The organism is Ruegeria sp. AE3, assembly GCF_056542225.1.
Genome location: NZ_JBQFZL010000003.1, coordinates 116,080 through 134,461 on the forward strand (window position 1 = coordinate 116,080; position 18,382 = coordinate 134,461).

General features: G+C 57.9%; 17 protein-coding genes. 6 read left to right on the forward strand and 11 right to left on the reverse strand.

Annotated features, from left to right (window positions below; translation table 11 throughout):
• Positions 1-52: 52 nt before the first annotated feature.
• A complete protein-coding gene (locus ACR0NZ_RS09245; protein ID WP_480518636.1) occupies positions 53-2,536 on the forward strand; it encodes a TIGR02302 family protein in 2,484 nt (827 codons plus the stop codon).
• Positions 2,537-2,539: 3 nt separating this feature from the next.
• On the opposite strand, the gene ACR0NZ_RS09250 is transcribed toward ACR0NZ_RS09245, so the two are convergent.
• Complete coding sequence (locus ACR0NZ_RS09250) at positions 2,540-3,262, reverse strand: zinc-ribbon domain-containing protein (RefSeq protein WP_480475061.1); 723 nt, start codon at positions 3,260-3,262, stop codon at positions 2,540-2,542.
• Between the two features lie 182 nt (positions 3,263-3,444).
• Between ACR0NZ_RS09250 and ACR0NZ_RS09255 the strand changes: the two genes are divergently transcribed.
• Genes ACR0NZ_RS09255 through ACR0NZ_RS09270 form a run of 4 tightly spaced genes read left to right on the forward strand, consistent with a single transcriptional unit; the run spans position 3,445 to position 6,350 of the window.
• Entirely contained in the window at positions 3,445-4,122 is a 678-nt protein-coding gene (locus ACR0NZ_RS09255; RefSeq protein WP_480476894.1) for a cell division ATP-binding protein FtsE, read from the forward strand.
• Positions 4,119-5,018, forward strand: a complete 900-nt coding sequence (locus tag ACR0NZ_RS09260) for a cell division protein FtsX (RefSeq protein ID WP_480518429.1) — start codon at positions 4,119-4,121, stop codon at positions 5,016-5,018. The genes ACR0NZ_RS09255 and ACR0NZ_RS09260 overlap by 4 nt, the downstream gene beginning before the upstream one ends.
• Positions 5,018-5,758 (forward strand): lysophospholipid acyltransferase family protein, encoded by a 741-nt coding sequence (locus ACR0NZ_RS09265; protein ID WP_480518431.1) that lies wholly within the window; start codon positions 5,018-5,020, stop codon positions 5,756-5,758. Before ACR0NZ_RS09260 ends, ACR0NZ_RS09265 begins: the two co-directional genes overlap by 1 nt.
• The gene (locus ACR0NZ_RS09270; RefSeq protein ID WP_480518433.1) at positions 5,745-6,350 is read left to right on the forward strand and encodes a pyridoxamine 5'-phosphate oxidase family protein; all 606 of its coding nucleotides are present in this window, start codon (positions 5,745-5,747) and stop codon (positions 6,348-6,350) included. The genes ACR0NZ_RS09265 and ACR0NZ_RS09270 overlap by 14 nt, the downstream gene beginning before the upstream one ends.
• A 19-nt stretch (positions 6,351-6,369) precedes the next feature.
• Here ACR0NZ_RS09270 and ACR0NZ_RS09275 read toward each other — a convergent pair whose 3' ends face one another.
• Positions 6,370-6,963 (reverse strand): NAD(P)H-dependent oxidoreductase, encoded by a 594-nt coding sequence (locus tag ACR0NZ_RS09275; RefSeq protein WP_480518435.1) that lies wholly within the window; start codon positions 6,961-6,963, stop codon positions 6,370-6,372.
• Positions 6,964-7,065: 102 nt separating this feature from the next.
• Between ACR0NZ_RS09275 and ACR0NZ_RS09280 the strand changes: the two genes are divergently transcribed.
• Positions 7,066-7,644: a TetR/AcrR family transcriptional regulator gene (locus tag ACR0NZ_RS09280; protein WP_480475070.1), complete on the forward strand. Its 579-nt coding sequence runs from the start codon at positions 7,066-7,068 to the stop codon at positions 7,642-7,644.
• Positions 7,645-7,665: 21 nt separating this feature from the next.
• On the opposite strand, the gene lpdA is transcribed toward ACR0NZ_RS09280, so the two are convergent.
• The 9 genes from lpdA to sucC all read right to left on the reverse strand — a co-directional run bounded on the left by lpdA (position 7,666) and on the right by sucC (position 18,098).
• Positions 7,666-9,054, reverse strand: coding sequence for a dihydrolipoyl dehydrogenase (gene lpdA / locus ACR0NZ_RS09285; protein WP_480518437.1), 1,389 nt, complete (start codon positions 9,052-9,054; stop codon positions 7,666-7,668).
• A 72-nt stretch (positions 9,055-9,126) separates the two neighbouring features.
• Positions 9,127-9,396 carry a hypothetical protein gene (locus ACR0NZ_RS09290; protein WP_480483134.1) on the reverse strand — a complete coding sequence of 90 codons (270 nt, stop codon included), beginning with the start codon at positions 9,394-9,396 and terminating at the stop codon, positions 9,127-9,129.
• A 2-nt stretch (positions 9,397-9,398) separates the two neighbouring features.
• Positions 9,399-10,898 (reverse strand): 2-oxoglutarate dehydrogenase complex dihydrolipoyllysine-residue succinyltransferase, encoded by a 1,500-nt coding sequence (gene odhB / locus ACR0NZ_RS09295; protein WP_480518439.1) that lies wholly within the window; start codon positions 10,896-10,898, stop codon positions 9,399-9,401.
• A 3-nt stretch (positions 10,899-10,901) separates the two neighbouring features.
• A complete protein-coding gene (locus ACR0NZ_RS09300; protein ID WP_480475078.1) occupies positions 10,902-13,859 on the reverse strand; it encodes a 2-oxoglutarate dehydrogenase E1 component in 2,958 nt (985 codons plus the stop codon).
• Positions 13,856-14,398, reverse strand: a complete 543-nt coding sequence (locus tag ACR0NZ_RS09305) for a DUF805 domain-containing protein (RefSeq protein WP_480475080.1) — start codon at positions 14,396-14,398, stop codon at positions 13,856-13,858. Before ACR0NZ_RS09305 ends, ACR0NZ_RS09300 begins: the two co-directional genes overlap by 4 nt.
• 2 nt (positions 14,399-14,400) lie before the next feature.
• The gene (locus ACR0NZ_RS09310; RefSeq protein ID WP_480483141.1) at positions 14,401-15,081 is read right to left on the reverse strand and encodes a hypothetical protein; all 681 of its coding nucleotides are present in this window, start codon (positions 15,079-15,081) and stop codon (positions 14,401-14,403) included.
• A 3-nt stretch (positions 15,082-15,084) separates the two neighbouring features.
• Positions 15,085-15,966, reverse strand: a complete 882-nt coding sequence (gene sucD, locus ACR0NZ_RS09315) for a succinate--CoA ligase subunit alpha (RefSeq protein ID WP_209506539.1) — start codon at positions 15,964-15,966, stop codon at positions 15,085-15,087.
• 13 nt (positions 15,967-15,979) lie between these two features.
• The gene (locus ACR0NZ_RS09320) at positions 15,980-16,807 is read right to left on the reverse strand and encodes a glycosyltransferase family 25 protein (RefSeq protein WP_480518441.1); all 828 of its coding nucleotides are present in this window, start codon (positions 16,805-16,807) and stop codon (positions 15,980-15,982) included.
• A 97-nt stretch (positions 16,808-16,904) separates the two neighbouring features.
• Complete coding sequence (sucC, locus tag ACR0NZ_RS09325) at positions 16,905-18,098, reverse strand: ADP-forming succinate--CoA ligase subunit beta (protein ID WP_267363198.1); 1,194 nt, start codon at positions 18,096-18,098, stop codon at positions 16,905-16,907.
• Positions 18,099-18,382: the final 284 nt, after the last annotated feature.

Genomic DNA, 18,382 nt, shown 5'->3' on the forward strand with positions numbered 1-18,382 from the left:
CAGAACGAACCTGCCCATTCCGCGCCTGTCCCTGTGGCTAACCCATCTCGGTATGGTGGCTGAACAGGTGCTGCGCGCGTTCTGGCCTGCGTTCTCGATTGTTCTGGCTTTGCTCGCCGCTCTGATGCTGGGGTTGCAGGATCATCTGCCCGTTGAAATTGTCTGGGGTGCTGGTGCGCTGTCGTTGATATCTTTTGGTGCAGCATCTGTCCGGGGTGTCACGAAATTCAAACTGCCGTCCCGCGCTGATGCGCTGGCGCGGCTGGATGAGGCTCTGCCCGGTCGACCGATTCAGGCTTTGCTCGATGATCAGGCAATCGGTGCCAACGATGGGGACTCGGTTGCCTTGTGGCAGGCGCACAAAGCCCGCATGGCACAGCGTGCGGCCACTGCTGAGGCTGTGAAACCAGATCTTCGGCTTGCGTCGCGCGACCCGTATGCGTTGCGCTATGCCGCTCTGCTGGCATTTGTTGTGGCGCTGATCTTTGGATCGTTGTGGCGTGTGGGTTCAGTGGCGGACATGACCCCGGGCACGGCCGTGGCTGGACAGGGTCCAACTTGGGAAGGATGGGTGGAACCCCCCAGATACACAGGTTTGCCGACCTTATATCTTGCCGACCAAACGGGGGCGGCGCTTTCTGTTCCCAAGGGCAGTCGCATCACCTTGAGACTGTACGGTGAGGTCGGCGCACATAGTCTGACCGAGAGCAGTTCTGCCAGCGGAACCGAGGCGGCAACAGACCCGGAACTGGAGTTTGTCGCCGAACGCTCGGGTCAGTTGCGCATAGATGGACCGGCGGGGCAGGACTGGTCGGTGCTGGTCATTGATGACGCGGCTCCGAAGATCGCGGTTTCCGGAACCGCCGAGTCTGAAGCGGGCGGGCAGATGAAGCTGCCATTTTCCGCCAGCGATGATTACGGCGTGGTTTCAGGCTTGGCCCGGATCGAGTTGGATCAGGCGGCGATTGACCGTCGGTACGGACTGGCGGTCGAGCCAGAGCCGCGCGAGGTGATCGAAATCGAATTACCCATGCCGATCACCGGTGACCGCGCAGATTTCACCGAAGACCTGATCGAGGATTTCTCGCAACATCCGTGGGCGCATCTGCCGGTCAGGATTACCTTGAGGGCAACAGATGCAGCGGATCAGCAAACGTCTTCGGATCCCTATGCGACGGCATTGCCAGCACGGCGCTTCTTTGATCCGCTGGCGGCAGCCGTGATTGAGCAAAGGCGCGACTTGCTTTGGTCGCGTTCCAATGCGCCTCGTGTCTCGCAAGTCCTGAGGGCTGTGTCGCACCGCCCTGAGGAACTGTTTCGTTCTGACACAGCCTATCTGCGTCTGCGGGTTGTTCTGCGGCGATTGGAAACTTTTCATCGATACGGGTTGAAACCCAAACAACAAGAGGAGATTGCACAGGCCCTATGGGACCTTGCCGTACTGATCGAGGACGGGACGCTGGCGGATGCATTGGAACGAATGCGCCGCGCGCAGGAACGTCTGACCGAAGCGATGAAGAACGGGGCCAGCGATGAAGAAATAGCGGAGTTGATGCAGGAATTGCGCGAGGCGACGCAGGATTACCTGCAGCAATTACAACGGCTGGCACAGCAAAATGGTGAAGACGGCGAGCGTCAGCCCGGCCAGAATGGTGAATCTTTGCAAATGACGCAGGATGACCTGCAACGCATGATGGACCGTATTCAGGAACTGATGGAACAAGGTCGCATGGCCGAAGCTCAGCAGGCGCTGGAAGAATTCCAGCAGATGATGGAGAACATGCGTGTAACTCAGGGTCAGGGCCAAGGGCAGCAATCTGAAGGCCAGCAGGCCATGGAAGGTCTCGCCGAAACCCTGCGCGAACAGCAGGGTCTTAGCGATCAGGCCTTTCGTGATTTGCAGGAACAGTTCAACCCCGGCGCGCAATCAGGTGAAAGCCAAGGGAACGAAGGTCGCAACGGTGGTCAAGGTCGGGGGCAAAGCCACGAAGGGCAGGGCGGACAGGGTGAAGGTTCGGATCAGGCCGGAGACGGTGAGCAGGGGCAAGGTTCGCTCGCCGACCGACAGCAAGCGTTGAGAGACGAGCTGGGTCGCCAGCAACAAGGACTGCCCGGTGTCGGCACACCCGAAGGTGACGCCGCCCGCGAAGCGCTGGATCGGGCCGGGCGTGCCATGGACGAGGCCGAGCAGGCCCTGCGTGGCGATGATCTCGCCGAAGCTATCGACCGTCAGTCCGAAGCGATGGAAGCGTTGCGCGAAGGGATGCGGTCGCTGGGTGAAGCTATGGCGCAGGAACAGCAGAACCAACCGGGGCAGGGAACACAAGACGGCGACATGCAGGCCAACAACCGCGATCCGCTGGGCCGAAACCCGGGTGCTGCGGGTTCGATTTCAACCGACGAGAACCTGTTGCAAGGCGAAGATGTCTATCGCCGGGCCCGCGAGTTGCTGGATGAAATCCGTCGCCGGACCGGTGAAACAGACCGTCCCCAGATCGAGTTGGAATACCTCAAGCGGTTGCTGGAGCGGTTCTAGCTCTCAGTTCTGCGCTCCAGATCCTGCCTGAGTTTCGAGCCAGATTCGCGCCTGATCCACCAGCGACACATATGAGCTGAGCAGCGGATCGGCCTGCGGTACGGCCTCGCTGATTTGGCGGGCATTCCCGTAGATCAGGTACAGAACCACGCCGATGATCAGCATCAGCGCAAAACCGCGCAAGAACCCGCCGGACTTGCGGGGCGCCTGCGCCACATCTTCTGCGGGGTCGGACCGCATGCTCGAGTTGATGGCATCGACATCCGGCAGTGCATCCTTTTGCCCGGCATCAACGGCGGTTTCCGAAGTTGCAGGGCGTTTGGGCCTGACCTTTGGCTCTGGTGGGGCTTCTAGGCCCAGATCGGGCTGGCTTTCCAGGCCGCCGCCTTCCTGCGCGCGCAACTCTGCTTCTCGTGCGGCTTCTTCTTTCAGGATACTGGCGACTGATGGGGCAACATTTCCTGTGGATGCAGCAGGTTTTTCAACCTCTGGCGCTGTTTTTTCTGCGGGCTCGGCGTCCTTCTGGGCCTCGACCTCGGTGTCAGGTGTATCTGCCACAACAGGCTTGTCCTCGGGCGCGTTCGGTTCAACCGTCGGCTCGGATGGATGCTTGGCCTGAAACCAGGTTTGATCGCAGTTCGAACACTGCACGTCGCGGCCTTCCTCGGGGATGACCTCGTCAGGAACTTCGTACTGCGCAGTGCAATTCGGACATGTAAGACGCATACTGCCTCCTCGACCGGGTGAAGGGCCGATAATAGTTTTTTCAGGGATGATATTCCGTTAAGACCCAACAGCAAAGGGCGTTTTCGGTTTCATAGGTCAAGTGTCACCAATTGGACTCGGTAGAGCCATTGAAACCGTCGACCTGCTCGGGCAAGAAGAGCGGCAAAATATTGGGGGCACGTGTGATCGAGCTGGAAAATGTCAGCTATACCTACGGTGGCGGCGAGTTGCTGAGCGATGTCTCGGTTCAATTACAGCCAGGGTCGTTCCATTTTCTGACCGGGCCGTCAGGGGCGGGCAAGACGACATTGCTCAAGTTGTGTTACGGGGCGCTGTTGCCGACCTCAGGGCGTCTTAGCGTGTTTGATCAGGACGTCTCGACCCTTGATCGGGATCAGCTGGCCGTGCTGCGCCGCCGTGTCGGCGTTGTGCATCAGGATTGCCAGTTTCTTGACCATATGACGCTTGCTGAAAATGTCGCCTTGCCACTGATGGTGTCCGGGCGCGGGGAATCGTCCGGGCAAGACAATCTGACCGAACTGCTTAGCTGGGTGGGGCTTGGTGCACGTCTCGAAGCACGGCCACCGGAATTATCCGGCGGTGAACGTCAACGAGCAGCTCTGGCGCGTGCCGTCATCCTGTCGCCCGATGTCATATTGGCGGATGAACCCACGGGCAATATCGATTGGGAGATGTCGCAACGTTTGTTGCACCTTCTGGTTGAACTGAACCGCATGGGAAAGACCGTTCTGATTGCCACCCATGACCTGAGCCTGATCCGAGCTGCAAAAAGCCATGTTCAGGCGCGTGTTTTGCGGATTTCGCAGCGAAAGCTGCATCTGGCGGGGGCAGACCTGTGACTGGGGCTGATATCCGAAACCTGCTGCGCGGCGATACCCGTGCTGACCGCGTTGTTCCGCCAACCGGCTACACTGCCCACCTGACCCTGTTTGTCGCTGGTGCCATGGCATTTCTTGCTGTTTTCGCTTTGGCTTTGTCCCTCGCCTCTGGCCGCATCGCGGATCGGTGGGCTTCGGAACTGGCAGGCGCCGCAACCTTACGCATCAATGCACCGGCCGAGCAGCTTGCTGCCCAAACAGAAGCGGCATTGACCGTCCTCAGCCAGACACCCGGTGTCGCGTCTGCCCGTGCGCTTAGCGCAGATGAACAAGCCGCGTTGCTGTCACCTTGGTTCGGGCCGGACCTGCCGTTGGATACTTTGCCAATCCCACAGCTGATCGAGATCATCGAGGGCGAACCCGGTCTGGATGCGCTCGGGCTGCGATTGCGATTGGGGGCCGAGGTACCCGGCGCGGTTCTGGATGATCATACGCGATGGCGCGAACCGCTGGTCGATGCTGCGATGTCCCTGCGTCGTCTGGGGTGGATATCAATCCTGCTGATTGGCGGTGCGACCGCTGCGATGATTACCCTTGCAGCCAACGCCTCACTTGCGGCCAATGCGCAGATTATCGAAGTTCTGCGATTGGTTGGCGCGCAGGATGGTTTCATCGCAGGTGCTTTTGTGCGGCGGTTTACCTATCGCGCGTTTTTCGGCGCCTCGGTTGGGACCCTGCTGGGAATGACTGGTGTCTTGCTTTTGCCCGAAGCTTCGGACGCGGGCGGATTTCTGACCGGAGTTGGATTTCAGGGTAAAGACTGGGTGTTGCCGGTTCTTATCCCCGTCCTTGGGGCAGCCGTTGCCTTTGTTGCCACATGGGCCGCAGCCCGACGCAAGTTGAAGGAGCTTTCCTGATGTTGATGGCAATTCAGTGGGTTCGTTCCCTCATCTTCATGATTGTGATCTATGCCTGGATGCTGATCCTTGGCATCGCGTTTCTGCCTTATGCGCTGTTTTCCAGAAACGGTGCGCTGAAAGCGTGTAAAACCTACGCCAAAAGCACCATGTGGCTGGCCCGGTGGATGGTTGGTATTCACTGCGAGGTGCGGGGCAATGCCCCGACGAATGAAGTGGTCATCGGGGCCAAACATCAGTCGTTCCTTGATATCATCATGATTTTCGACGCCATTCCGCACGGCAAGTTTATCATGAAGCGCGAGCTGTTGTTCACACCCGTTATTGGCATGTATGCGCGACGCCTTGGCTGTATCCCGGTCAATCGAGGCAAGCGCGGTGCGGCTGTGGCAAAAATGGTCAAGGACGTCTCAAAAGAGTTTTCTGAACCTGGACAGCTGGTAATCTATCCGCAGGGAACGCGTGTGGCGCCGGGCGCAAAGAAACCCTACAAGGTTGGTACGGCGATTCTGTATGAAGGCCTTGGTTTTCCGTGCGTTCCGGTTGCGACGAATGCTGGCGTGTTCTGGCCCCGCACAGGCGTTTTGCGTAAACCCGGCCTTGCCATTGTAGATTTTCTGGAGCCGATCAAACCAGGTGTTGCCCGCGATGAGTTCCTCGCTCGGTTGGAGGAAGTCATAGAAACACGCTCGAACGAATTGATGCGCGAAGTGGGGTTTGATCCTGATGGAATTCATTGAAAAAGTAGAAGATCTCGAGGCGTTGTACGGAACGCCGGGTGCTGCTTCGTTGCGAAAGGTCGTTCGACACTTAACTCCGCTCTATCGCAAGTGGATTGAAGCCTCGCGTCTTTGCATTCTCAGTACAGTTGGTCCCGAGGGTGTGGACGGAAGCCCTCGTGGGGACGACGGAGCTGTTGTGCGCGAATTGAACCCAAAAACACTGGTGCTGCCCGACTGGCGGGGAAACAACCGCCTGGACAGCTTGCGTAACATCGTTCGGGACCCGCGCGTTTCGCTGATGTTCTTTGTGCCGGGCTCTGACAATGTCGTTCGGGTGAACGGAACGGCCCGATTGACCGCACACGCGGCATTGCGCAACCAGTTCGAAAAGGCTGGCAAGGTTCCGGCGACGGTTATCGTTGTTCAGATTGATGAAGTTTACAGCCAGTGCGCGCGTGCACTGATACGCGCCCGAACTTGGACTTGTGGCGACGAAAGCAAGGACCTTCCGACGATTGGGCAGCTTCTGTCCGAGGCGTCAGAAGGTGAAGAGGGCGGCGCGCAATATGACAAAGACTGGACTGCACGCGCCGCCAAAACAATGTGGTAGGTAACGGACGGCTGTTCAGTCAAGCTGCGGCGGCTCCGATTCTGGACACCTTTTTGATCCAGCGATCAACGCTGCCCGGTTTGGGATAGCTTGCGCCTGAAAAGTACGTAAACCGCGTTGGTTTGAAGCCAACAAACCCGAGGATCTGGCCGCGAACCTGCCGAATAAGCGCTTGCCTGTACATCAGACGCATGAACCAGCCGGGCGTATCTGAGGTCAGGATAACGCGCGCGGTGCGTCCGGTCAGCATCGGGGCTGGCAGGCCGGCCATCGTCGTGTTGCGGGTGTCGAATGTCCGTCCAGGTATGAACATCCGGTCAATCAATCCTTTGAGTTTTGCAGGCAGCCCGCCCCACCACATAGGTGTGGTCAGGACCAAATGATCGCTCCATTCGAAGTCCTGCAACACGTGTTCCAGAACCGGTTCAAGCGGCTTGAAGTCGTGATAGTTGCCCTGACCGAAATCAAAATCGAACTGTAGGTCGCTCAGATGGACTATCCGGACGTCATGTCCGTTTTTGCGGGCTGCCTCGCCATAGGTTTCTGCGAATGTGCGTGACAAGCTGCTTTCTGCAGGATGTCCATCGAGGATGAGGATTTTCTTGGGGTGCATTGTAGTTCTCCTGAAAATGACCGTGGTCAGTTTATAGAATCAAAAAATGACCACGGTCAATATAAAATTTGACCACGGTCAAAAAATGTGCGATTGGGCGTTATGCAAAAAACGATCCAGAAACGTACCATCAAGACCCGCGCCAAGCTTCTCTCAGCTGCGGAAGAGGTTATCCGACACGGCGGATATGAAGCTTTGCGGGTGGATGAAGTTGTAAAGGCCGCGGGTGTTGCCAAGGGGACCTTCTTTGCGCATTTCCGCGACAAGGACGCGCTGATGGAAATCTTGATAGCGGACAAGCTGAATGCGTGTCTGGATCTGGCCCAATCCGGAACTCCACCCAAAACGGTACCAGAGATCATCGCTTCGCTGGAACCGGTCCACGAATTCATGACGTCCGAACGGTACGTGTTCGATCTGTTGATCAGATACTCGGGGGCAACGGCTATCGCAGATATTGGGCCGATTGCCTATTGTTTTGAACGATATTTTCGGGTCGTGATGATGTGGCTTGAAACCGCAGAGGTGCGCAAGGATGTACCATCTGAGCTGTTGGCAGAAGGCGTGCAGGCCTTTGCCATTCAGGCCATGTCCTTACAATATTGCGCGCTGCATTCAGCGACAACGTTCACAGACAGACTGGAAACATATCTGGATGCATGGCTGACCCCGGCAAGCTGATCGCCGCCGGGGTCAGGGGTGTTAGCTGTGGATCGGGCCGTCTCCGCAGGCCAGGGCAGCCTCGCGCACCGCTTCGGAATACGTCGGATGCGCGTGGCAGGTGAGGGCCAGATCCTCGGCAGAAGCACCGAATTCCATTGCCACACAAACTTCGTGGATCAGATCGCCCGCGCCGGGGCCGATGATATGGGCACCCAGGATGCGATCGGTTTCCTTGTCGGCCAGAATCTTGACGAACCCGTCTGCCGCAAAATTCGCCTTGGCACGCCCATTGCCCATAAACATGAACTTGCCGACCTTATAGGCACGACCCTGTTCTTTGAGCGTCGCTTCGGTTTCACCGACATTGGCGACTTCGGGCCAGGTGTAGATCACGCCCGGAATCACGCCATAGTTGACATGACCGTGCTTGCCTGCAACCTGCTCGGCTGCGGCCATGCCTTCGTCTTCGGCCTTGTGCGCCAGCATCGGGCCTTCGGTCACGTCGCCAATTGCATAGATGCCCGGCACGTTGGTCTGCCAGTCGGCACCAACCTTGATCTGACCACGCGGTGTCATCTCGATGCCCAGAGCGTCCAGTCCCAGACCATCCGAATAGGGTTTGCGGCCTGTGGCAACCAGCACAGTGTCGGCGTCGATCACATGTTCACTGTCATCCTTGAGCAGCTTGTAGGTGACCTTGGCTTTGGTCTTGGTCGCTTCGGTTTTCTGCACCGCCGCGCCCATGACAAATGTCAGGCCCTGTTTCTTGAGAATGCGCTGGAAGGTTTTTTGCACCTCTGGGTCCATGCCCGGCGTGATCTCCTTGAGGAACTCGATCACGGTAACTTCAGCGCCTAGGCGGCTGTAAACCGATCCCAGCTCCAGACCGATCACACCCGCGCCGATTACCACCATTTTCTTCGGGATCTTGTTCAGTGACAAAGCACCGGTCGAGGTCACGACAACTTTCTCATCAACTTCAACACCGGGCAGGGAAGATGGTTCCGACCCGGATGCGATGATAATGTTCTTGGTCACGTGGACTTCATCACCCACTTTTACCTGACCTGCGGCAGGGATTGATCCCCAACCTTTCAGCCAGTCGATCTTGTTCTTTTTGAACAGGAATTCGATGCCCTTGGTGTTGCCGTCGATGACCTCGTCCTTGTAGGCCTGCATCTGCTTCCAATCGACCGAAGGCGCTTTGCCCTTGAGGCCCATCTTGGCAAAGTTATGCTCGGCCTCGTGCAGCTGATGGCTGGCATGTAGCAGCGCCTTAGAGGGAATGCAGCCCACGTTCAGGCAAGTGCCACCCAGTGTTTCGCGCCCTTCGACCACGGCGGTTTTCAAACCCAGTTGAGCGCAGCGGATCGCGCAGACATAGCCGCCGGGTCCGGCGCCGATTACGATGACGTCATAATTTGCCATTACATTCTCCTAAATCGACCGGACGATCCGGCGCTTCCCCGACCCGATTTCGCGGGTTGGAAATAGTCTTTGTCAAACAGGTTCCAGCAGCTTGATCGAGATATGGGCAATTCCGCCCCGCTCGTGATGCATTGCCAATTCTTCGGAACCAAAGAAGGCTTTGGCCTTGTCCAGGTTTGTAACCTCGAACATCGCGATAGCGTGGTCCTTTTGGTCGGGGTCGCGCCAGACGTGCAGGTCGCGGATACCCGCGGCCTTGCGCATCGGTTTGTCCTCGCGGAACACTTTCAGCCAGGCGTTGAAATCGGCTACATCGGCCTGCCAGAGGACATGCGTTGCCATGCTTACAGGTCCATCAGCAGGCGGCGCGGGTCTTCCAGCGCCTCTTTCACACGGACGAGGAAGGTCACGGCACCTTTGCCATCGACGATCCGGTGGTCATAGGACAGGGCCAGATACATCATCGGGCGGATCTTGATCTCACCATTGATGACCATCGGACGGTCCTGGATCTTGTGCATGCCCAGAATACCCGACTGCGGGGGGTTCAGGATCGGCGAGGACATCAGCGAGCCATAGACACCACCATTCGAGATGGTGAAGGTGCCACCCTGCATCTCAGCCATGCTCAGCTTGCCGTCACGGGCGCGCTTGCCCTTTTCGGCGATGGCTTTTTCGATCGCGGCAAAGGACATGCTGTCCGCATCGCGGATGACAGGCACGACCAGACCCTGCGGCGTACCGGCGGCGACGCCCATATGCACGAAGTTCTTGTAGACGATGTCGGTCCCATCAATCTCGGCATTGACCTCGGGCACTTCTTTCAGGGCATGGCAGCAGGCCTTGGTGAAGAAGGACATAAAGCCCAGCCTTACGCCGTGCTTCTTCTCGAACTGGTCCTTGTACTGATTGCGCAGGGCCATGACCTCCGTCATGTCCACCTCGTTGTAGGTGGTCAGGATCGCGGCTGTGTTCTGTGCATCTTTCAGACGCTTGGCGATTGTCTGACGCAGGCGGGTCATCCGCACGCGTTCTTCGCGTGCCTCGTCCTCGGCAGCCACAGGGGCGCGCGGGGCTTGGGCCACAGGGGTGGGGGCAGCCGCCACAGGTGCCGGGGCCGAAACTGCTGCAACGGCTTTGGCCACGTCCTCCTTCATGATGCGACCGTCGCGGCCTGTTCCGGTGACCTGATCAGCTGACAGTCCGGCTTCGGCCATTGCCTTCTGGGCTGACGGCGCGTTTGCGATGTCTTTTCCTGTGCTGGTTGCTGCGGGCGCAGCCGCCGCTGCCTGGGCCGGCGCGGCTGTTGCACCAGCGGCTGCTCCGGAGATGACAGCCAGCTTGGCAGCCGCATCCACGGTCGAACCTTCTGGAGCAACGATTTCTGCAAGAACACCCGAAGTCGGTGCGGGAACTTCAACCGAGACTTTATCGGTTTCCAATTCGCACAGCATCTCGTCCTGCGCGACGTTGTCGCCAACCTTTTTGAACCAGGTCGAAACGGTTGCTTCTGTCACAGATTCACCAAGTGTCGGCACCATCACGTCAACCGACCCGGCCGATGCGGCAGGTGCCGCTGCCGGAGCTGCAGCTGGCGCTGCGCCTTCTCCAGCCGCAATCGTTGCCAGCAAGGCATCAACACCGACGGTTTCGCCTTCGGCTGCCACGATTTCACCCATTACACCCGCTGCGGGTGAAGGAACCTCGACGGTGACCTTGTCTGTCTCCAGCTCACACAGCATCTCATCCATGGCGACCGCATCACCGGGCTTTTTGAACCAGGTTGCAACTGTGGCTTCGGTGACCGATTCGCCAAGCGTGGGAACACGAACTTCAATCGTCATCGCTTACTTTCCTTCAATGCTCAGCGCTTCGTTTACCAGCGCTTCTTGTTGGGCTTTGTGTTGGCTGGCCAGCCCCGTTGCGGGCGAGGCCGATGTGGCGCGACCGGCATAGGTCGGGCGCGTGTGTTTTGCATCGATACGGGACAGGACCCATTCAATGTTGGGTTCAATAAAGGTCCACGCACCCTGGTTCTTGGGCTCTTCCTGACACCAGACCATCTCGGCATTCTTGAATCGTTCGAGTTCGTTGATCAGTGAATGTGCCGGGAACGGATAGAATTGTTCGATCCGCATCAGGTAGATGTCGTCGATGCCACGCGCATCGCGTTCCTCCAACAGGTCGAAATAGACCTTGCCGGAACACATGACGACGCGCTTGATCTTGTCATCGGCCACCAGCTTGGTGTCAGAGTTGCCTTTTTGCGCGTCATCCCACAGCACCCGGTGGAAGCTGGAGCCTGTGGTGAAGTCATCCGCCGTGCTGACGGCCAGCTTGTGACGCAACAGCGACTTCGGCGTCACTAGGATCAGTGGTTTCCGGAAGGTCCGGTGCAACTGACGGCGCAGGATGTGGAAATAGTTCGCGGGTGTCGTACAATTCGCCACGATCCAGTTGTCCTGACCGCACATTTGCAGGAACCGTTCCAAACGCGCTGACGAGTGTTCTGGGCCTTGCCCTTCAAAGCCATGCGGCAGCAGTGTGACCAGACCGGACATCCGCAGCCACTTGCTTTCACCCGAGCTGATGAACTGATCGAACATGATCTGCGCACCGTTGGCAAAGTCGCCGAACTGCGCCTCCCACAGAACCAGAGCGTTCGGTTCTGCAAGCGAATAGCCGTATTCGAAACCCAGCACCGCGTATTCGGACAGCATCGAATCAATGACATCGTATTGGGATTGCCCGGCACGGATGTTGTTAAGCGGGTAATACCGTTCTTCGGTTTCCTGATGAACAAACCCAGAGTGACGCTGGCTGAACGTGCCCCGTGTTGCATCCTGTCCGGCCAGACGCACGGGGTATCCCTCGGTCAGCAACGAGCCAAACGCCAGTGCCTCGCCCGTGGCCCAGTCGAAGCCTGCACCGGTCTCGAACATCTGTTTCTTATGTTCCAGCAACCGCTCAACGGTTTTGTGCATTGCGAAATCGTCAGGAGCCTTGGTCAGCGCGGCTCCGATTTCCGCCAGTGTCTCTGCCGAGATCGCTGTTTCACCCCGGACATAATCATCCTTGTTCCTGTCCAGATGCGACCAGCGCCCATCCAGCCAGTCGGCCTTGTTGGGTTTATAGTCTTTCCCGGCCTCGAACTCGTCGTTCAGGTGAGCCTGAAAGGCGGCCTTCATATCTTCGATCTCACCCTCGGGGATCAGCCCGTCCTTGACCAGCCGCTCGGTATACAAGGAAAGCGTTGTCTTATGGGTTTTGATCTTCTTGTACATGATCGGGTTGGTGAACATGGGCTCATCGCCCTCGTTATGGCCAAACCGGCGATAGCAGAAGATGTCCAGAACCACGTCTTTATGGAACTTCTGGCGGAACTCGGTCGCCACCTTCGCGGCGTGAACTACCGCCTCGGGGTCGTCGCCGTTCACATGGAAGATCGGGGCCTCGACCATCAGCGCGATATCGGTGGGATAGGGGCTCGAGCGGCTGAAATGCGGCGCGGTAGTGAACCCGATCTGGTTGTTGACCACGATGTGCATGGTGCCGCCGGTTCTGTGCCCTTTCAGGCCGGACAGGCCAAAACCCTCGGCCACAACACCCTGACCGGCAAAGGCCGCGTCACCGTGCAGCAATATCGCCATGACCCTGGTACGGTCCGTGTCGCCCAGTTGGTCTTGCTTGGCGCGAACCTTACCCAGAACCACCGGGTTTACCGCCTCAAGGTGAGAGGGGTTGGCGGTCAATGACAGGTGCACACTGTTGCCATCGAATTCGCGATCGCTTGAGGCGCCGAGGTGATATTTCACATCGCCAGAGCCGTCCACGTCCTCTGGCTTGAAGCTACCGCCCTGGAATTCGTTGAAAATCGCGCGATAAGGCTTGCCCATCACGTTGGCCAGAATGTTCAGGCGACCCCGGTGCGGCATCCCGATGACGATGTCACTGAGGCCAAGCGCGCCACCGCGCTTGATGATCTGTTCCATCGCCGGGATTAGCGCCTCGCCACCGTCCAGACCGAACCGCTTGGTGCCCATGTACTTGACGTGCAGGAACTTCTCAAAGCCCTCGGCCTCGACCATCTTGTTCAGGATCGCCTTGCGGCCTTCCTTGGTGAACGCGATTTCCTTGCCATAGCCCTCGATCCGCTCCTTCAGCCACGCGGCCTCTTCCGGGTTCGAGATATGCATGTACTGCAGCGCAAAGGTGCCGCAATATGTGCGTTTCACGATCTCAACGATCTGCCGCATCGAAGCGACCTGTAATCCCAGCACGTTGTCGATAAAGATCGGGCGATCCATGTCGGCATCGGTGAAACCGTAAGTCTTCGGGTCCAGCTCAGGATGGGTGCTGGCAGCGCGCATACCCAGCGGGTCCAGATCCGCGGCCAGATGGCCCCGGATGCGGTAGGCCCGGATCAGCATCAGTGCTCGCAAACTGTCCAGCACGGCGCGTTTGATCTGATCGTCGCTGACCTCAGCCCCTTTTTCAGCCGCCTTGTCCTTGATCTTCTTGCCCGCCGCTTTGGCGTCAATCTCGGCCCATTCACCAGTCAGCGCACCAGTCAGGTCGTCTGCTGGCATCGGCGGCCAGTCGGTGCGCGCCCAGGACGGGCCTTCGGCTTCGCGTTGAACATCGGGGGCATCATCGCCCATGGCATCAAAGAACGCGCCCCATGCGGCATCCACCGCACCGGGGTTCTTTGTGTATTGCGCATAAAGCTGCTCCAGATATTCGGCATTATGCCCCTGCATGAAGCTTGAGGCATGAAAGGCGGAATTGGGCGAATGTTCGGTCATAGGGCTACCTCTGTTGGGTTGGGACCGTATTGATTGGTGCCTGGCTGGCTGGGGCGTGTCAGCCACCATAGAACCAGGAGGGGCGACACGACCAGTACCAGTAGTGTCGGAAGAACGATGAGCAACGTGGCGCGGGTAAACAGGATATCCAGCCTGCCACCATGCTGGAAATGAGAGGCCAGGCCGATACCGAAAACGAGCACGGCTCCGGCGCCAAGGATCAACAGGATCGGCAGCAGAGCATACAGCCCGCTGCGACCGGTATCATGCATCCGCCGGAAAGCAACTGCCAGATGGGGAAAGAAGACGATCAGGCTGACGATGCCCTGCACCGGTTGCGAGGACGTGGCCGACACGGATTTCGAGGTTTCGGTTTCCGTCACCGCGACCTGCGTGAAGAACTGCCAGTCGATGATCCCGGCAATGATGTTCCAGATCACGATGAACAGGAAAAAGAACCAGTATTCGGGCCGCGAAGCACGGCCCGAGAAAGTGAAGAACTTGGAGAAGCAGGTGCGTATGGCGTCGGAGAAGGTCATTCTTAGTTCTCTGACTGTTTCGTGACATAAGTTGAGAAAACAGAGGACACATCAATGTCAATGCCCGACACGGCGGAAATGCGCTCGGTGTTCAGGACCGCACCGTTCAGAACCCGTTTTAGGCCGTTTCTTTCATATGATTGCGATCGAAGACGATGCACTGGAGGCAAGGTCGCAGGATCACGTCCTGTGTCCCCAAGCAAACGCTCAAATGTCACTGGCGATTCTTCATTTTTGAGCGCAATCACGCAACTTAGATGGCCGTAGGTGTCATGCACATAACTGTCGATGCGCAAAACGCTTCCGGTTTGAAGTTTAACAAACCAACGATCTTTTTGTTGTGTGCTTTCGACAATCTTTAGATTACGAGTCCCGGCGGCATTCTTGAGTGCAAGTTCCCATGTTCTTGTTATGCGCGGATTGGCAACGTCACCATAGCCAAACTGTTCTGCAAGTAACGTTGCGGCAAAAGACTTTATTGCGCGTTCGTCAAGTTCCGCTGGGACCACCGGAGACCAGCCAATCTCGATTAGGGTATCGGTCACTGTCGCTAGATCAATTGCGGACTGGCAAGCCGCAACGGTATCAGAAGCGAAGCTCGAGCTGTCGGCAACAGCAGGGGCAGTAGTGGCTGCCGAGATGGCAGCCACAAGGCCAAAAAGGATTTTTGTGCCCCAGTTCACAATTTACCCAATCGCTTCCAGCACGGCCTCACCCAGCTGCGCCGGGCTTTCGGCCACGACGATACCGGCCGAGCGCATGGCTTCGATCTTGTCCTCGGCACCGCCTTTGCCACCGGCGACGATCGCGCCCGCGTGGCCCATGCGGCGGCCCGGAGGAGCCGTGCGGCCTGCGATGAAGCCTGCAACCGGCTTTTTGCGGCCTTTCTTGGCCTCATCTGCCAGGAACTGCGCGGCTTCTTCCTCGGCCGAGCCGCCGATCTCGCCAATCATGATGATCGACGTGGTCTCGTCATCTGCCAGGAACCATTCCAGCACGTCGATATGCTCAGTCCCTTTGATCGGGTCGCCGCCAATGCCCACACAGGTGGACTGGCCCAGTCCTACGTCCGTTGTCTGTTTCACGGCTTCATAAGTAAGCGTACCCGAGCGGGAAACGACACCCACGCTCCCGCGTTTGTGAATATGGCCGGGCATGATACCGATCTTGCAGGCGTCAGGCGTGATGACACCGGGGCAGTTCGGGCCAATCAGGCGCGACTTGCTGCCTTCCAGCGCGCGTTTCACCTTCATCATGTCCAGAACCGGGATACCTTCGGTGATGCAGACAATCACTTCCATCTCGGCATCAATCGCTTCGAGGATCGAATCCGCCGCGAATGGGGGCGGTACGTAGATCACCGATGCGTTGGCTTCGGTCACGTGCTTGGCCTCGTGGACCGAGTTGAACACGGGAAGACCCAGATGCTCCATCCCGCCTTTGCCGGGGGTCACGCCGCCGACCATCTTGGTGCCATAGGCAATAGCCTGTTCGCTGTGGAATGTACCTTGCGAGCCGGTAAAGCCCTGACAGATCACTTTGGTGTTTTCATCGATGAGGACTGCCATTTTGTCCCTTTCTCTAGGCGGTGTGGGATTGATAGGGTTCAGCCGCTGGAAGGACCTGCGGCGCATAGGTGATTTTCTGAAGCGTGGCGCGACCAAGGGCCAGATCGGCCATCGTGCGCAGGCCGCTGCTGATTTCGGCGATACCGCGCCTGATTTTTTGTCGGACCAGCGGCCAGCCCGTAGGGCGTGCGCGGGGGGCACCCATCTGGATTTCGTCCGGCGAATCGTTGCCTTGCTCGACCATGGCAGGGATCACCTGATAGACATTGACCCGACGCGCCGCGGGCGAGGCTGACGGGTTGAACAACAGGCCATCCAGCGCGATGTCATAAGGCTTTTGCGCCAGAAAATGTTCTGCTGCTTTTCGGGTCAACGCATATGCGGCACCGCCAGGGTGGCGCGAGCGCATCAGGCACAGCTCCCGACCCAGATGAGACACACGCTTGCGCCCAAGAGCGAGGTAAAGCTTTGTACTGCGCCAGCGTTCGAACCGCACGATATCGGCATCCTCTGGCCACCAGGACGCATCGTTCAACCAATCCGCCAGTTCTGGCGACAGGAAAACATCATCCTCAAGTATCAAGGCCTGTTCCGCACCGGAGGCGACAACGGCCTCCCACGCCCTGGCATGGCTTAGGGTGCAGGCCATGTCCTTGGTATGGAAATAACCCCAAGGTCCCTCGGACCGGCATTCACGCAGAAAATCCTCACGGGTGGCGGCGTCGCAATCAACAGCGTTGACGCGCGTCGCCGACAGGCCTGCCTTTTGCAGCTCCTGTGCCATCAAACGCGCCCGCCCGGTGGCGCGTTCAAGACCTATGAGGAAGATGGGGATGGACATCAGATCGATTGTTTCTTTCGATTTCCCGCGTGAAATGGATAAAGTTGGATTGTAGTTGCCGTGGGGTCGGCCTGTAGCCCACTCCACAGCAACTTGCTTACCCCTTAACCGCCTTGACGATCTTCTCGGCACCGTCTTTCAGGTTGTCCGCCGCGATCACGTCCAGACCCGAGTTGTTGATGATTTCTTTGCCTTTCTCGACATTGGTGCCTTCCAGTCGCACGACAAGCGGAACCTGCAGACCGACCTCTTTCACCGCAGCCACCACGCCCTCGGCGATGACGTCACAGCGCATGATGCCGCCGAAGATATTGACCAGAATGCCTTTGACCTGCGGGTCCGAGGTGATGATCTTGAACGCCTCGGTCACCTTCTCTTTGGTTGCACCGCCACCCACGTCGAGGAAGTTGGCAGGTTCGGCACCATACAGTTTGATGATGTCCATCGTAGCCATCGCCAGACCGGCACCGTTCACCATGCAGCCGATCTCACCATCCAGTGCGATGTAGTTCAGGTCGTATTTGCTGGCTTCCAGTTCCTTGGGATCTTCCTCGGTCGTGTCGCGCAGTTCGGCGATATCCGGGTGGCGGTAGACCGCATTGCCGTCAAAGCCAACCTTGGCATCCAGCACTTTCAGGTCGCCACTGTCGGATACGATCAGTGGGTTAATCTCCAGCATCTCCATATCCTTCTCGACGAAGGCCTTGTAGAGGATGCCCATAAGCCTGACACATTGCTTGACCTGCGCGCCCTCCAAACCCAGCGAAAACGCAATGCGGCGGCCGTGGTAGGGTTGGTAACCGGTGGCCGGGTCAACCGAGAAGGACAGGATTTTCTCGGGCGTCGCGGCAGCAACCTCTTCGATGTCCATACCGCCTTCCGTCGAGCAGACAAACGAGATACGGCTGGTCTGACGATCTACCAGCAGGGCCAGGTACAGTTCACGCTCGATGCCGGAACCGGCTTCGATATAGATGCGATTGACCTGCTTGCCTGCCGGACCCGTCTGATGGGTGACCAGAGTGCGACCCAGCATCTTCTTGGCTTCTTCGGCCGCTTCTTCGACCGACTTCGTCAGACGGACACCGCCCTTTTCACCTGCATCGGCCTCTTTGAAGGATCCTTTGCCGCGGCCGCCCGCGTGTATCTGCGCCTTGACGACCCAAAGCGGCCCATCCAGTTCACCGGCTGCGGTTTTGGCTTCCTCGGCGCGCAGCACGGCGCGACCATCGGAGACCGGAGCGCCGTAGCTGCGAAGAAGAGCCTTGGCCTGATATTCGTGAATGTTCATCGAAATTGTCCCGTCTGACTGCGTTTAACCGTTATAGGCGTGTCTAGCGGGCAAATTTAAAGGGTTTTTTGACCTGAGACGGGAAATTGTCGAAGATTTTCAACATTTGTGATCACGGGTTTTTAGGGTGTGATCACAAAAATTCAAGTGCCATCGATTGATTCGATATTCCTGCACAGTTTTTTGAAATCACATTCGAAAAAAGGGATTTGCGACGTTTGCGCCAACATATGCGGCCGGGGTCCGCGGTGGAAAATGAAAACCGGCCCATAATTGGGCCGGCC

Coding starts and splice junctions, on each gene's coding strand:
- ACR0NZ_RS09280 (WP_480475070.1), top strand. CDS start 7,066: ATGCAAAAAACGATCCAGAAACGTACCATCAAGACCCGCGCCAAGCTT.
- lpdA (WP_480518437.1), bottom strand. CDS start 9,054: ATGGCAAATTATGACGTCATCGTAATCGGCGCCGGACCCGGCGGCTAT.
- odhB (WP_480518439.1), bottom strand. CDS start 10,898: ATGACGATTGAAGTTCGTGTTCCCACGCTTGGCGAATCGGTCACCGAA.
- ACR0NZ_RS09245 (WP_480518636.1), top strand. CDS start 53: ATGGTGGCTGAACAGGTGCTGCGCGCGTTCTGGCCTGCGTTCTCGATT.
- sucC (WP_267363198.1), bottom strand. CDS start 18,098: ATGAACATTCACGAATATCAGGCCAAGGCTCTTCTTCGCAGCTACGGC.
- ACR0NZ_RS09320 (WP_480518441.1), bottom strand. CDS start 16,807: ATGTCCATCCCCATCTTCCTCATAGGTCTTGAACGCGCCACCGGGCGG.
- ACR0NZ_RS09250 (WP_480475061.1), bottom strand. CDS start 3,262: ATGCGTCTTACATGTCCGAATTGCACTGCGCAGTACGAAGTTCCTGAC.
- ACR0NZ_RS09270 (WP_480518433.1), top strand. CDS start 5,745: ATGGAATTCATTGAAAAAGTAGAAGATCTCGAGGCGTTGTACGGAACG.
- ACR0NZ_RS09300 (WP_480475078.1), bottom strand. CDS start 13,859: ATGACCGAACATTCGCCCAATTCCGCCTTTCATGCCTCAAGCTTCATG.
- ACR0NZ_RS09290 (WP_480483134.1), bottom strand. CDS start 9,396: ATGGCAACGCATGTCCTCTGGCAGGCCGATGTAGCCGATTTCAACGCC.
- ACR0NZ_RS09305 (WP_480475080.1), bottom strand. CDS start 14,398: ATGACCTTCTCCGACGCCATACGCACCTGCTTCTCCAAGTTCTTCACT.
- ACR0NZ_RS09275 (WP_480518435.1), bottom strand. CDS start 6,963: ATGCACCCCAAGAAAATCCTCATCCTCGATGGACATCCTGCAGAAAGC.
- ACR0NZ_RS09265 (WP_480518431.1), top strand. CDS start 5,018: ATGTTGATGGCAATTCAGTGGGTTCGTTCCCTCATCTTCATGATTGTG.
- sucD (WP_209506539.1), bottom strand. CDS start 15,966: ATGGCAGTCCTCATCGATGAAAACACCAAAGTGATCTGTCAGGGCTTT.